Origin of the sequence: Franzmannia qiaohouensis (assembly GCF_031451695.1) — a bacterium.
Classification (GTDB): Bacteria; Pseudomonadota; Gammaproteobacteria; order Pseudomonadales; family Halomonadaceae; genus Franzmannia; species Franzmannia qiaohouensis.
The window spans coordinates 36,650-49,583 of the sequence record NZ_JARWAM010000017.1; the positions used below are offsets into that span (position 1 = coordinate 36,650).

A 12,934-nucleotide genomic window follows, 5' to 3' on the forward strand; every position below is an offset into this window, starting at 1 on the left:
GCTCATCGCGCGTCGCGCTCGGCAACCACACGCTGCTGCTGTTCGCCGAGGCCGTCGATGCCCAGGCGCATAGTCTGGCCGGGGCGCAGGTAGGTCGGCGGCTGCTGGCCCATGCCCACGCCGGGCGGGGTGCCGGTGGATATCACGTCACCGGGCTGCAGGCTCATGAAGCGGCTAAGGTAGCTGATCAGGTAGGGCACCTGGTAAACCATGGTGTTGCTGTTGCCATCCTGGTAGCGCTTGCCGTCGACATCCAGCCACATGGCCAGCTGATGCGGGTCGTCGATCTCGTCCGGGGTCACCAGCCACGGGCCCAGCGGGCCGAAGGTATCGCAGCCCTTGCCCTTGTCCCAGGTGCCGCTGCGCTCGAGCTGGAACTCGCGCTCGGAGACGTCGTTGACCACGCAGAAACCGGCCACATGATGCATGGCGTCGGCCTCGTCGACATAGCGCGCGGTCTTGCCGATCACCACGCCCAGCTCGACCTCCCAGTCGGTCTTGTGTGAGTCGCGGGGGATGATCACGTCGTCGTTGGGACCGCAGATGGCGCTGGTCCACTTGTTGAAGATGACTGGCTCCGGCGGCACTTCGGCGCCGGTCTCGGCGGCGTGGTCGGAGTAGTTGAGGCCGATGCAGATGAACTTGCCGACCCCACCCACGCAGGGCCCCAGGCGGGTATCGCCGGCCACTTCGGGTAGCTGGGTGAGATCCAGGGCGGCCAGCTCGGCCAGCGCCCGGCGGTCGAGGTGGGCGCCGCTCAGGTCGGTGACGTGTGCCGAGAGGTCGCGAATTCTGCCCTGGGCGTCCAGGGCGCCGGGTTTCTCATGGCCGGCAGGGCCGAAGCGCAGCAGTTTCATAGGCGTTTCCTTGCTGTGAAAGGGGCTGGGTCAGGTTAGCCAGCCGCCGTCGATGGTGTGGGTGGTGCCGGTGGTATAGCCGGACTCGTCGGCGGCCAGGTAGCAGGCCAGGGCGGCGATCTCGTCGGCGCGGCCGAGTCGGCCCAGTGGCTGGCGGGCCTCGAACTCGGCGAACACGCTGGCCTCGTCGCGGCCCTGGCGCTCGGCCTGGTGGCGGATGCGCTGGCGCAGCGACGGCGACTCGACGGTGCCCGGGCAGATCGCGTTGCAGCGGATGCCGTGGCCGACATAGTCGGCGGCGATCGACTTGGTGAGCCCGATCACCGCGGCCTTGCTGGCGCCGTAGGCGCAGCGGTTGGGCACGCCCTTGAGGCTCGAGGCCACCGAGGCCATGTTGATGATGCTGCCGCCGCCTGCATCGATCATGCCCGGCAGCACCGCGCGGGTGAGGTGGAACATGGCGGTCACGTTGAGCTCGAAGGAGCGCTGCCAAGCGTTCTCCTCGCACTCCAGCAGGCTCCCGTCGGCGACGTAGCCGGCGCAGTTGAACAGCACGTCGATGCGTTCGAACTCGGCGACCAGAGTTGCGATCTGTGCACTATCGGTGACGTCCAGGCGGCGTGTCTCGATGCCCGCGGTGGCGTGCAGCGTGGCCAGGGCGTCACTGTCGATGTCAGTGGCGATCACCCGTGCGCCTTCGGCGGCAAAGCGCCGTGCCGCGGCGTGGCCAATGCCGTTGCCGGCGGCGGTGATCAGGGCGGTCTTGTTGTTCAGTCGTTGCATCGGCGGGTCCTGAGGGTATGTGGTATGACAGGATGCTAGCCCGATAGCTCGTCAGTATGGAACATCTCGCCGAGCTTGCCAACTGATCGCCTCAGCCGCCGCTCAAGCACGGAAAAGACGGCCCGTAGATAGCAGCCCCGCTCGGCACTGATCCGGCGACAGGCCTGCGAGGAGGCGCTGTGAACCCATCCCTGGGCGCTACCTACGCCATCCCTGGCGTAGAACCTCCTCTACGGCCTGTCCCCGGCGTCCCTCGCTTTTGGCAGCCGCGACAATCCTGTTTAGCCGCCGCTCAAGCACAAAAAAAGCGGCCCGCAGGCCGCCTGGCGATCCATTGGGCGTCAACACTGGTCGACCCAGGAGATCATCGCCGCAGTGATCTGGCGTAGCTCATCCTGCGTGGTGATATAGGCCGGCATGGTATAGAGCCAGCGGCCAAACGGGCGCAGCCAGACGCCCTGGCGGCGCGCGTGGGTCTGGGCACCGGCCAGGCTGGCGGCATCCTTGAACTCGATGGCAGCACAGGCGCCGAGCACGCGTACGTCACTGACCGCGGGGTGGTGCGCTACCCGCTCATTGAGCAACGCCTCGCGAAGCACGGCGTTGAGCTCGGCGATCTTGCTCAGGTAGTCCTCCTCCTCGAACACCGCGATGCTCTCCAGCGCTACCCGGCAGGCCAGTGGATTACCCATGAAGGTGGGGCCGTGCATGAAGGCATGGCCGTCGTCGTCGCTGAGGAAGGTGTCATAGACCTGGTTGGTGGCCAGGGTCGCGGCGTGACCCAGGTAGCCGCCGGTAAGTCCCTTGGAGAGCACCATGATGTCCGGCGTGACCCCGGCATGCTCGGCGGCGAACAGCTTGCCGGTACGGCCAAAGCCGGTAGCCACCTCGTCGAAGATCAGCAGCACGTCGAACTCGTCGCACAGCTCGCGGGCGGCGCGAACATAGTGGGGCGAGGTCATGTTGAGCCCGCCGGCGGCCTGCAGCAGCGGCTCCATCAGCAGCGCGGCTACCTCATGGTGGCAGGCCTCGAGGGTCGCGCGCAGGGCGGCGATGTCGGCCTCGGCCTCCTGCGGCGAGGCATCGAAGGGCGCCGTGGGCGCCGGCGCGAAGTGGTGGCGTGGCAGCAGCCCGGCAAACAGCGAATGCATGCCCTCTTCGGGGTCGCAGACCGCCATGCAGCCGCTGGTGTCGCCATGGTAGGCGCGCATCAGTGACAGCATGCGATGTTTTTGCGGGCGACCGCGCAGCACCTGGTACTGCACTGCCATCTTCATCGCCACTTCCATGCCTACCGAACCGCTATCCGAGAAGAAAACATGATCGAGGCCCGGTGGGGTGATCCGCACCAGGGTCTCGGCAAGCTCAACGGCGGGAGCGTGTGACAGCCCGCCGAGCATCACGTGGCAGAGCGTGTCAGCCTGCTGCTGGATCGCCGATACCAGGCGCGGATGGCCGTAGCCGTGGATCATGCACCACCAGGAACAAGTGGCGTCGAGCAGCCGCTCACCGCCGCTAAGTTCGATATAGGCGCCCTGGCCGCCGACCACCTCGAGGGGAGCTGGTTGCGTCTGCATCTGGGCGTAGGGGTGCCATAGGGCATTTGACGGCATGGGCAAACCTTGTAGAAGTTCTGTAAACACATGTTTTTAAATAGGTTAACAAAGCCTGGAAAGCGGCGCCAGCAGTAGGTCTGGCAGGGTGACCGGAGCAGGCCAGGCAGGCTGTCGGAGCGGGGCAAGTGCGTTGCGTGCAGGGGATTGCAGTTTTAAACAATAAGTACGGCTATTACGCTGTTGATTAATTGACTGGCATTAAGTTGAGGAGTCGAGATAATCTCGCTATGATATTGAAACTTAGCGTCGATTGCGGTGATAATGCGTCGGCATCCCGCAAACTGGCATCCGTTAAAGAAAAGGAAATGCAATGTCTCTGCTTAGCGCCTACATGCAGAAAGAGCAGCTTCTCAAGCAGCTCACCGAAGAACTGCACAACATGGAAAGCGATCAGCGCCTCAAGGCCGAGCTCGAGTTCAAGGAAAAGCTCGAAGCGCTGATGAAGGAGTTCAACAAGTCGGCCGCTGACGTGATCGACCTGCTCGACCCCAAGCCGGCCAACAAGGCCGCCGCCAAGTCGCCTTCTGCCGCAGCCGGTGGTCGCCGCAAGCGCAAACTGAAGATCTACAAGAACCCCAACACCGGTGAAGTCGTCGAGACTCGCGGTGGCAACCAGAAGACCCTGAAAGCATGGAAAGACGAGTTCGGCAACGACACCGTCGAGTCCTGGCTGGTCCGTATCGAAGAGTGATACTGCGTTACCCGGGTTGATATCTGGCAAAAGGCCGCGCAAACTGCGCGGCCTTTTGTTTGTGGCGAGTCCCGAACAGCGTCGCGGCGTTATTGCGGCCCGACGATATGCTTGACTTCGAGATAGGCGGAAAGCCCCCATGGGCCGAGTTCCCGGCCGATACCGCTACGCTTGAAGCCGCCCCAACCGGTTTGCGGTAATACCAATTGTTCGCTGTTATACCAGATACTGCCGGCACGCAGTTGGCGACCCACGCGTTTGGCCCGTTCCGGGTCACCGCTGATTACCGTGGCAGCCAGGCCGAAGTCGCTGGCGTTGGCCAGTTCGATCGCCTCTTCCTCGCTGGTAGTGGAGCGGCCACAGAGTACCGGTCCAAATATCTCTTCCTGCCACAGGCGGCTAGTGGTGGGCACATCGCGATACAGGGTTGGCGCCAGGAAATAGCCCCGCTCGGGCAGCCGGCGATCACGGCCGTCGCGTACCGCGCTGAGTCCCTCCTGTTCGGCAATGGCCAGATAGGCGTTCACCGCCTCGCGCTGGCGCTCGCTGGTCAGCGGCCCCATGTCGCTGGCGTCGTCGAGGGGGTCGCCGAGCCGCAGCGCATCGATGCGGCTGGCCAGGGCCGCATAGACCGCATCGGCCAATGGCTCGGCGACGATCAGCCGCGAGGTGGCCGAGCAGATCTGGCCGGCGTTGAAGTAGATGCCCGCCATGATCCAGTCGGCGGCCTGCTCGGGGTCGGCGTCGTCGAGCACCACAATGGGCGACTTGCCGCCGAGCTCCAGCGAGACGCCGCGGGAGCCCTCGCTGGCGGCACGCATCACCGCCTCGCCGACCCGGTTGCTGCCGGTGAACGAGACCTTGTCGACGTCGCGATGGGCGGTGAGCGGCGCGCCGATGCCCTCGCCGTCGCCGTGCAGCAGGTTGAGCACGCCGGCGGGTAGCCCGATCTCGGCGGCGATTTCGGCCAGCGCCTGCTCAGGCAGCGGGGTGACCTCGGAGGGCTTGAGCACCGCGGTGCAGCCGGCAGCCAGCGCCGGGGCCAGCTTCCAGGCGCTGGTCACCAGTGGGAAGTTCCACGGCGTGATCAGGCCCACCACACCGGCCGGATCGAAGTAGCAGCGTGCCTCGACGCCGTCCATCTCAATTGCCACTGCCTGGCCCTGACGCGCGTCCAGCGCCCGGGCCTGTTCGGCGTAGTAGCGGTAGCAGGCGATGGCGTCGTCGAGATCGATCTCGGCCTCGGCCAGCACCTTGCCGTTATTGGTGCAGGAGAGCCGCACCAGCGCCTCGCGGCGTTGCGTCAGGGCGTCGGCGAAGGCGTCGAGATAGCCCCCGCGCTCGGCGCCACTCAGCGCCTGCCAGGCGGGCAGGGCACGGCGCGCCGCGGCCACGGCGTCGTCGACATCCGCCGGGTCGCCGGCGGTCACCTCGGCGATCAGCTGCTCGCGAAAAGGGTCGAATACCGGCAGCCAGCGTGTGCCGCGGCTCGCCACCCAGCGGCCGTCGATATAGTGATGATCGAGTCGTTGCACCTGAGATCTCCTATGTGTGTCTTGGCGCCACTCCCTAGTAGGAGCGAATTCATTGGCGATGGGCTTGCCAGGATTCGGCGCCGATCTCGATCAGAAAGGGGCCGTCCAGCGGGCGCGAAGCGAGGGCCTCACGCAGGCTTGCCGGGTCGTCGACATGGGTGGCCACGCAGCCGAAGCCGCGCGCCAGGGCCAGGAAGTCCGGCGGCAGGATATCCACCCCGACCCGTTCGACGCCGTGGGCATCCATATAGCGCCTGATCTCCTCGTAGCCGGCGTTGTGCCACAGCAGGATCACCACCGGCAGGCGCTCCTCCACCGCGGTGGCCAGCTCGGCAATGGTGAACATGACGCCACCGTCGCCGACCAGCGCCACCACCGGCAGGTCGGGCCGCGCCAGCTGGGCACCGAGTGCCGCCGGCAGGCCGTAGCCGAGGGTGCCGTAGCCGGTCGAGGCGTTGAAGTAGCGGCGCGGAGCCGGCTGCGAGACCAGATGATTACCGGCATAGACCGGTGCGGTGGAGTCGCCGACCAGAATCGCCTCCGGCAGATGCTCGGCCAGGGTGGTGTAGAAGGGCACGAAATCGGCAAAGGCCGGATCGTGGGCCAGGTCGAGCGCGGCCAGGGCGGCTGCCGTGCGTGCCGCACCGTCGCGCGGTGTTGCCACCGGAAAGTGCTCGAGTAGCAGCGCCAGGCTGCGCCCGGCGTCTGCCACCAGCCCCAGCGACAGGCGCTGGTTGCGCACCAGCTGCTCGGGGTCGAGGTCGATGCGAATCAGGGTGCCGGCGAGCGCGAAACCGTCGTCGAACACCACGTCGTAGTCGGTCTCGCCGAGCTCGGTGCCCACGGCGAGGATCACGTCGGCGTCGCGGGCCAGCTCGCGTACCGCCGGCAGGGCGGCATTGGCGCCGAGGTCGAGCGGGTGGTCGCGACCCAGCAGGCCCTTGGCGTTGATGGTGGTCACCGTCGGCGCATCGAGTCGTTCGACCAGCGCACGTGCCGCCTCGGGAGCATCCACGCAGCCGCCGCCGAGCAGCACCAGCGGGCGCTCGGCGCTGCGCAGCCAGCTGGCTGCCTGGGCCAGGCCCTCGGGGTCCGGCGCGGCGCGGTAGACCACCGGCGCCTGCCAGGCGCGTGGCGTGGTCACCGCCACATTGAACAGGTCGATGGGGATCTCGATATGCACTGGCCCCGGCCGCGCTCCGCGGAATACCGCGAAGGCCCGTGCCAGCACCTCTGGGAGGGCCTCGGCATCGAGCAGGGTGTGGCTGAAGCGCGCCACGCCGCTGATCATCTGCTGCTGGCTGGGCAGCTCATGCAGCCGGCCCTGGCCGCGGCCCAGGGTGTCGCGGCGGTTGACGCTGGAGATCACCAGCATTGGCACCGAGTCGGCCAGCGCCTGGCCCATGGCGGTGGCGATATTGGTCATGCCGGGCCCGGTGATGATCAGGCACACCCCGGGCTTGCCGCTGGCGCGGGCGTAGCCGTCGGCCATGAAGCCGGCGCCCTGTTCGTGGCGCGGCGTGACGTGCTGCACGCCGCTGCCCTCGAGGCCGCGGTAGAGCTCCACGGTGTGCACGCCGGGAATTCCGAACAGGGTGTCGACCCCGTAGGTATCGCGCAGCAGGCGAATCAGCAGCTCGGCGCAGGTCATGGAGGTGTCAGTCATCGCGTATGCCTCAGAAGAAGAAGGTATGCGCCATGAAGGCGATGATCGGCAAGGTGATCGCCGTGCGCAGCAGGAAGATTACCAGCAGTTCCCACAGCTTGAGCGGAATCTTCGACTTGAGGATCAGCGCGCCGATTTCCGACATGTAGATCAGCTGGGTCAGCGACAGGCAGGCGATCACGAAGCGGGTCAGTTCGCTCTCGATGTTGGTGGCCAGCACTGCCGGCAGGAACATGTCGGCGAAGCCCACCAGGGTCGCCGGTGCGGCGGCCTCAGCCTCGGGGATGCGCAGCAGCTCGAGCACCGGCACCATCGGGTAGGAGAGCCAGGTGAACAGCGGCGTGAACTCGGCCAGGATCAGTGCCACGGTACCGATCGCCATTACCAGCGGCAGCAGCGCCAGGAAGATGTCGGCGACGTTGAACAGCGCGTTGCGCACCAGCTCGCGCGGACCTGGGGCGTTCTCGGCGCGCTTCACCGCCATGGTCAGGCTGTAGCGGAATACGCCCATGCCGTCGGTGCGCTTTTCGCGCAGCTGGCAGCCCACCGGTTCGTAGTAGGTATCCGGCTTGCGCGACAGCGGCGGCAGGCGCGGCACGATGATGGCGGCAATCAGCCCCGACACTACCACCGTGAAGTAGAACTGCACGAACATGTGGTTGAGGTCGACGAAGCTGGTGATCAGCAGGCTGAAGGCGATCGATACGATCGAGAAGTTGGTGGCGATCACCGCCGCTTCGCGGCGATTGTAGAAGCCCTTCTCGTACTGCTGGGTGGTGATCAGCACGCCCACGGTGCCCGACCCCATCCACGAGGCGGTGGCGTCGATGGCGCTGCGTCCCGGCAGGCGGAAGATCACCCGGAACGGCTTGCGCACCAGGCTGCCGATGAACTCCATGAAGCCGAAGTCGACCAGGAACGGCAGCAGGATCGCGGCGAAGAAGAAGAACGTCAGCAGCACCGGTGCCAGGTCATTGAGCATCACGCCGCCGGTGAAGGAGGCGGTGACGAACTCGGGCCCGAACTGGAAGAAGGTCATCAGCGCGAAGGCTGCGCCCAGGATACGCATGCCGAACCACACCGGTCCGACATCGAACATGTCCTTGAACACGCCCTCGGCGGCGAAGGACGGCTTGGCGATCTTGACCCAGGCGGTGAGTATCACCGACAGGCATAGCACCGCGGTGGCGATGGCCGGCAGTGCGCCGTCGAGCAGCGCCTTGAGGCCGTCGGCCATCAGGCCCATGCCGATGTTGATGGTGTCGCCGACCTGGAACGGGATCAGGAACAGGCTCACACCAATCACGGAGGGGATGAGGAATTTCAGCAGGTTGCCACGGTCTAGCGGCGCTCGGGGCACCGTCTCTTGGGTCGTGTCGGGAGAGGGCATGAGGTCATCCTCGTTGTTGTCGTCAGTCAGTGGGGGGTATCGGCTCGATCAATCCTGGTGCGTTACGCCGGGTAGTACGCACAGCATTTCATACAGCAGCGTGGCGCCCATCAGTGCGGTGTTGCCGCTGGGGTCATAGGGCGGCGACACTTCCACCAGGTCGCCGCCGACGATGTTGAGGCCGGCAGCGCCGCGCACCAGCTCCAGGCCCTGGGCCGAGGTCAGGCCGCCCATCTCGACGGTGCCGGTGCCAGGGGCCACCGAGGGATCGAGACCGTCGATGTCGAAGGTGATATAGACCGGCGTGTCGCCCATCTGCTCGCGCACCTCCGCCATCAGCGGCGCCAGCGACTTGTACCAGCACTCCTCGGCGGTCACCACGCGGAAACCCTGGTCGCGACACCAGTCGAAGTCCTCGGCAGCATAGCCGGTGCCCCGCAGGCCGATCTGCACCACCTTGCCGTGGGCCAGCAGGCCTTCTTCCTGGGCGCGACGGAAGGGCGTGCCGTGGGCGAGGGGCTCGCCAAACATGTGCTCGTTGACGTCGGCATGGGCGTCGATATGGATCAGGCCCACCGGGCCGTGCTTGTTGGCCATGGCGCGCAGGATGGGCAGGGTGATCAGATGGTCGCCGCCCATGGTCAGCGGTTTGCAGTCGTGGCGCAGCACCTCGTCGTAGAAGGCGCTGATGATGTCGACGCTCTTGGGCAGGTGGAAGGTGTTGATCGGCACGTCGCCGATATCGGCCACCTGCAGGCTGTCGAAGGGCGCGGCGCGGGTAGCCATGTTATAGGGGCGCAGCATGCGCGACTCGTCGCGGATCTGGCGCGGCCCCAGCCGCGTGCCCGGCCGGTTGGAGGTGGCGATATCCATCGGAATGCCGATAAAGGCCACGTCCAGGCCAGCGGCGCTATCCTGGGTGGGCAGTCGCATCATGGTCGCCGGGCCGGCGAAGCGCGGCATCTCGTTGCCGCCCAGCGGCTGGTTGAACTCGCTCATGCTGTTCTCCTTGTTCAATCGATTTGCAAAGGGCCCCGCCCTTGTGGGAGCGACGTCAGTCGCGATGCAGCACGCAGCGCTGCCGGGGTCGAAAAACCCATCGCGAATAAATACGCTCCTACATTGGCCTTTGGCGCTTTGCCCATCACCTACTGCACATTGCGTGCCAAGTTTACGCGACTGTTTTATAGGCGGTTTCCGGCAGGGTGATGCGTTTTTACATCATTGCGCCGCCGATTTGATTTAAAAATGCATCAATGATGCGTTAACGTATCGATTTCGCCCTCAGCGAGACCCGTCATGCGCGACATCGATAGCCAAGTGTTGGCCACCATCGTCGAGACGGCCAGCGACCATTTCTTCATCGTCGACGGCGAGGGCCGGGTGCTGGACGTCAGCCCCGGCGCCGCGGCGGTATACGGCATGAGCCGCGAGGCGCTGTGCCGCACCACGGTGCAGGCGCTGGAAACCAAGGGCATTCTCAAGCCCTCGGTAAGTCTCGAGGTGATGCGCACCGGCGAGCCCGCCCAGCTGATGCAGCAGACTGCCACCGGACGACGGGTGCTCGCCCAGGCACATCCGGTGTATATCGACGGCAAGCTCGAGCGGGTCGTCAGCCGCTCGATGGATCTCACCGACCTGCAGCTGCTGCAGGACGAGTATGCGCTGCTACAGCAGCGTTTCAGCGACCACCTCAAACGCAGCGGCGGCGGTTCGATCGGCGACGATCTGGAGCTCGATAGCCTCGAGGTGCGCAGCGGCGTCATGCGCGAGATTGCCGTGCTGCTAAAGCGCGTGGCGCCCACCGATGCCACCGTGCTGCTGCTCGGCGAATCGGGGGTTGGCAAGACCGCCTTCGCGCGCCAGCTGCATCGCTGGAGCCGGCGCGGCGACGGTCCCTTCATCGACGTCAACTGCGCCTCGATTCCCGAGGGCCTGTTCGAATCCGAGATGTTCGGCTACCAGCCCGGCGCCTTCAGCGGCGCCACGCGCCAGGGCCGCGCCGGCCTGCTGGAGCAGGCCGACGGCGGCACGCTGTTTCTCGACGAGATCGGCGAACTACCGCTGGCCATGCAGACCAAACTGCTCAAGGTGATCCAGGATGGCAGCCTTACGCGGCTGGGCGACACCCGGCCGCGGCGGGTAGATTTCCGGCTGGTGGTGGCTACCAATCAGGATCTTGCCCGGCGCGTGGAGGAGGGCGGCTTTCGCCTCGATCTCTACTACCGGGTCAACGTGATACCGGTCACGCTGCCGCCGCTGCGCGAGCGCCGCGAGGACATTCCAGTGCTCGCCGAACTGCAGCTGGCCCGTCTCAACCAGCGCTATGGTGGCAACAAGCTGCTGCATGCCGGCCTCTGGTCGCAGTTGATGGCCCGCGACTGGCCGGGTAACGTACGAGAACTCGAGAACACCCTGGAGCGCGCCTGGCTATCGTCCCCCGGCGACCTGATCGAGCCCGACGTGGGGCAGCAGAGGTTCGCCGCCGGCCAGGAACCCGGTATACTGGTAAGTGATCGCTCATCCCATGCGCCCATGCCTGGGAATACGCTGCTATCCGAGGGGCAAACCCTCAAGCAAGCAATGGCGGCGATGGAGCGCGATATCCTCGCATCACTGTGCCGCGACCATCCGAGTACCTATGCCATGGCCCGGCGCCTGGGCATCAGTCAGCCCAGCGTGGTGCGCAAGCTCAGCAAGCATGGCCTGACGATTCATAACGAGAGATAAGTCACTCAAGAATGCGATACGAAAAACGCCCCAAACCTATGGACGAGCGCGAGAAACTGCGCAAATTCCGCGAGCTCGACGACGCCTTCGCCGATGCCCTGGTGGCCCTCGACAGCGGCCAGGCGCCCCGCGACATGCCCAGCGTGATGAGCGCCGAGGCGCGCCGCGAGGCCCAGCAGCGTAACGATCAGGAGGCCTTCGAGCGCCGCGTCAGTATGTTGATGCAGGAGTACCAGCAGTCCAGTGAGTCGGTCAGCCTGCTGATGCGCACCCTGCTGTCGCTAGGCAAGATCGCCTGATTCAGCCCTGGTTTCCTTTCCTCGTTTAACCCAATAAGCCATGGTGTCTTGTAGGGCCAATACTGGAGAGTGAAGCTGCAGCAGGTCCTTGCTATCGTGCCGGGCGTCGCTGGGCGACATATCATAGCGCTTGCGAAAAGCACGCTGGAACTTTCGTTCATTGGTAAAGCCCCAGCGAAAGGCAATCTGGCTGATCGACATTGCCTCTTCTCGCTTGATATCGCGTAGTGCCGCTTCGAGCCGGCGGTAGCGAATGTAGTCGCTGACGCCAGGCGCGCCGAAGGCCCGATAAAGCGTGGTGCGCGATATACCAAATTCTCTCTGCAGCAGGGCCGGGTCGAGTGCTGGATCGCTCAGTCGCTCGTCGATAAAGGCGTGCAGCTGCTGCTTGAGCCCTCTAAGCGTCGATGCGCTGCGGGTTTGTTGCGAGGACAGGGTGTCGAGCCAGGCAACCATCAGGCTACGAGTGCAGCTTTTTAACTGCTTGGCATCCTGTATGGGTAGCGTAGGCAGTAGCTGCAGCATGCTCTGGAAGTGATTCCCCAGCATATACCCCATAGGGCTTTCACGCTTCAGCACCATGCCGTGCAAGTTGGTGCTTGCGGGGTCGATGCCAAACTCGTGCCGAGGAATAATTAGGGAAAAGGTACGTACGCTGGTGACATTGACGTCGATGGCCTGCTTGGTGTCGAAAAAGCCGATGTCGCCTGGACGCAGCTCAATCGTATTGTCGCCACAGGTACCCTTCAGTTCGCCTTGCTGGTAGTGCTGGATGAAGTAGTAATCCAAACCATCGTTGGCCGACATCGACGGTTGGCGAGAGTAGCGGTGGGCGTTGCATTCAATGGTGCCGACCAGCCAGTCACTGAGCAAGAACGAATTTATTCGCCCTTCCAGCGTCGTCTCCCTTGGCATCACCTCAAACAGTGGTGCGGCGATTTCCTGCCACGCCCGGGTTCTGTCCGCGAGTGGCAGTTCATCAGTCGAGAAAATGAGGTACGGGAGCGTTGAGCGGTCGTCGTGTTGTCGCTGGGCTGCGTCGACGTTCACTTAAGTATCCTTAATTCTTGCCAGGTTCCCTTAGGCGCGTCGGTTGAGCGCCACCTAGGCGCTATTTTCATTTCTCGTCTTGTGAGCGAACTGGTCTGCAAGCCTACCATCGGACACTTGGGAATAACCCGACCGGCGTGGAACGGGTGGTGTTGAGTCTCATGATAGTTAGCTGGTGAGCGACTCCCTGCAGGTTTGTAACCGTACGTCAGGACGAAGTGGTGTGCATCTAGAGACAAAGTGACGCGTGTAAGCCTTTCGATATGACTAGACTCATGCTTAAGGATGACGGGGTAAAGCACGCATTGCAGGGACTC

Annotated in this window: 11 protein-coding genes; 3 read left to right on the forward strand and 8 right to left on the reverse strand. The window is 64.7% G+C overall.

Annotation, left to right across the window (positions count from 1 at the left end; genetic code table 11):
- Positions 1-2 precede the first annotated feature (2 nt).
- The 3 genes from QC821_RS19030 to bioA all read right to left on the reverse strand — a co-directional run bounded on the left by QC821_RS19030 (position 3) and on the right by bioA (position 3,253).
- Positions 3-857, reverse strand: coding sequence for a fumarylacetoacetate hydrolase family protein (locus tag QC821_RS19030; protein ID WP_309724689.1), 855 nt, complete (start codon positions 855-857; stop codon positions 3-5).
- A 30-nt stretch (positions 858-887) separates the two neighbouring features.
- Complete coding sequence (locus QC821_RS19035; protein ID WP_309724692.1) at positions 888-1,640, reverse strand: SDR family oxidoreductase; 753 nt, start codon at positions 1,638-1,640, stop codon at positions 888-890.
- A gap of 341 nt (positions 1,641-1,981) precedes the next feature.
- Complete coding sequence (gene bioA / locus QC821_RS19040) at positions 1,982-3,253, reverse strand: adenosylmethionine--8-amino-7-oxononanoate transaminase (RefSeq protein ID WP_309724694.1); 1,272 nt, start codon at positions 3,251-3,253, stop codon at positions 1,982-1,984.
- Positions 3,254-3,566: 313 nt separating this feature from the next.
- Between bioA and QC821_RS19045 the strand changes: the two genes are divergently transcribed.
- The gene (locus QC821_RS19045; RefSeq protein ID WP_163503470.1) at positions 3,567-3,947 is read left to right on the forward strand and encodes a histone-like nucleoid-structuring protein, MvaT/MvaU family; all 381 of its coding nucleotides are present in this window, start codon (positions 3,567-3,569) and stop codon (positions 3,945-3,947) included.
- Between the two features lie 89 nt (positions 3,948-4,036).
- Here the strand turns inward: QC821_RS19045 and QC821_RS19050 are convergent, their stop codons facing one another.
- The 4 genes from QC821_RS19050 to speB are packed head-to-tail and all read right to left on the reverse strand — an operon-like array spanning position 4,037 to position 9,537.
- Positions 4,037-5,482: an aldehyde dehydrogenase family protein gene (locus QC821_RS19050; RefSeq protein WP_309724697.1), complete on the reverse strand. Its 1,446-nt coding sequence runs from the start codon at positions 5,480-5,482 to the stop codon at positions 4,037-4,039.
- Between the two features lie 49 nt (positions 5,483-5,531).
- Complete coding sequence (locus QC821_RS19055; protein ID WP_309724699.1) at positions 5,532-7,148, reverse strand: 5-guanidino-2-oxopentanoate decarboxylase; 1,617 nt, start codon at positions 7,146-7,148, stop codon at positions 5,532-5,534.
- Positions 7,149-7,158: 10 nt separating this feature from the next.
- A complete protein-coding gene (locus QC821_RS19060) occupies positions 7,159-8,538 on the reverse strand; it encodes a YjiH family protein (protein ID WP_309724701.1) in 1,380 nt (459 codons plus the stop codon).
- A 48-nt stretch (positions 8,539-8,586) separates the two neighbouring features.
- Positions 8,587-9,537: an agmatinase gene (speB, locus tag QC821_RS19065; RefSeq protein WP_309724703.1), complete on the reverse strand. Its 951-nt coding sequence runs from the start codon at positions 9,535-9,537 to the stop codon at positions 8,587-8,589.
- A gap of 300 nt (positions 9,538-9,837) precedes the next feature.
- Here speB and QC821_RS19070 point away from each other — a divergent pair, with 300 nt between their 5' ends.
- Both QC821_RS19070 and QC821_RS19075 read left to right on the forward strand, forming a co-directional pair.
- Positions 9,838-11,268: a sigma-54 interaction domain-containing protein gene (locus QC821_RS19070; protein WP_309724705.1), complete on the forward strand. Its 1,431-nt coding sequence runs from the start codon at positions 9,838-9,840 to the stop codon at positions 11,266-11,268.
- 11 nt (positions 11,269-11,279) lie between these two features.
- Positions 11,280-11,567: a hypothetical protein gene (locus QC821_RS19075; RefSeq protein ID WP_309724706.1), complete on the forward strand. Its 288-nt coding sequence runs from the start codon at positions 11,280-11,282 to the stop codon at positions 11,565-11,567.
- On the opposite strand, the gene QC821_RS19080 is transcribed toward QC821_RS19075, so the two are convergent.
- Positions 11,550-12,617 (reverse strand): helix-turn-helix domain-containing protein, encoded by a 1,068-nt coding sequence (locus QC821_RS19080; RefSeq protein WP_309724707.1) that lies wholly within the window; start codon positions 12,615-12,617, stop codon positions 11,550-11,552. The two genes, QC821_RS19075 and QC821_RS19080, sit on opposite strands and share 18 nt — an antisense overlap.
- Positions 12,618-12,934: the final 317 nt, after the last annotated feature.

Bases quoted from the DNA above. Each gene is read 5' to 3' on its own strand.
- QC821_RS19035 (WP_309724692.1), bottom strand. From the start codon at position 1,640: ATGCAACGACTGAACAACAAGACCGCCCTGATCACCGCCGCCGGCAAC.
- QC821_RS19060 (WP_309724701.1), bottom strand. From the start codon at position 8,538: ATGCCCTCTCCCGACACGACCCAAGAGACGGTGCCCCGAGCGCCGCTA.
- QC821_RS19055 (WP_309724699.1), bottom strand. From the start codon at position 7,148: ATGACTGACACCTCCATGACCTGCGCCGAGCTGCTGATTCGCCTGCTG.
- speB (WP_309724703.1), bottom strand. From the start codon at position 9,537: ATGAGCGAGTTCAACCAGCCGCTGGGCGGCAACGAGATGCCGCGCTTC.
- QC821_RS19030 (WP_309724689.1), bottom strand. From the start codon at position 857: ATGAAACTGCTGCGCTTCGGCCCTGCCGGCCATGAGAAACCCGGCGCC.
- QC821_RS19075 (WP_309724706.1), top strand. From the start codon at position 11,280: ATGCGATACGAAAAACGCCCCAAACCTATGGACGAGCGCGAGAAACTG.
- QC821_RS19045 (WP_163503470.1), top strand. From the start codon at position 3,567: ATGTCTCTGCTTAGCGCCTACATGCAGAAAGAGCAGCTTCTCAAGCAG.
- QC821_RS19070 (WP_309724705.1), top strand. From the start codon at position 9,838: ATGCGCGACATCGATAGCCAAGTGTTGGCCACCATCGTCGAGACGGCC.
- bioA (WP_309724694.1), bottom strand. From the start codon at position 3,253: ATGCCGTCAAATGCCCTATGGCACCCCTACGCCCAGATGCAGACGCAA.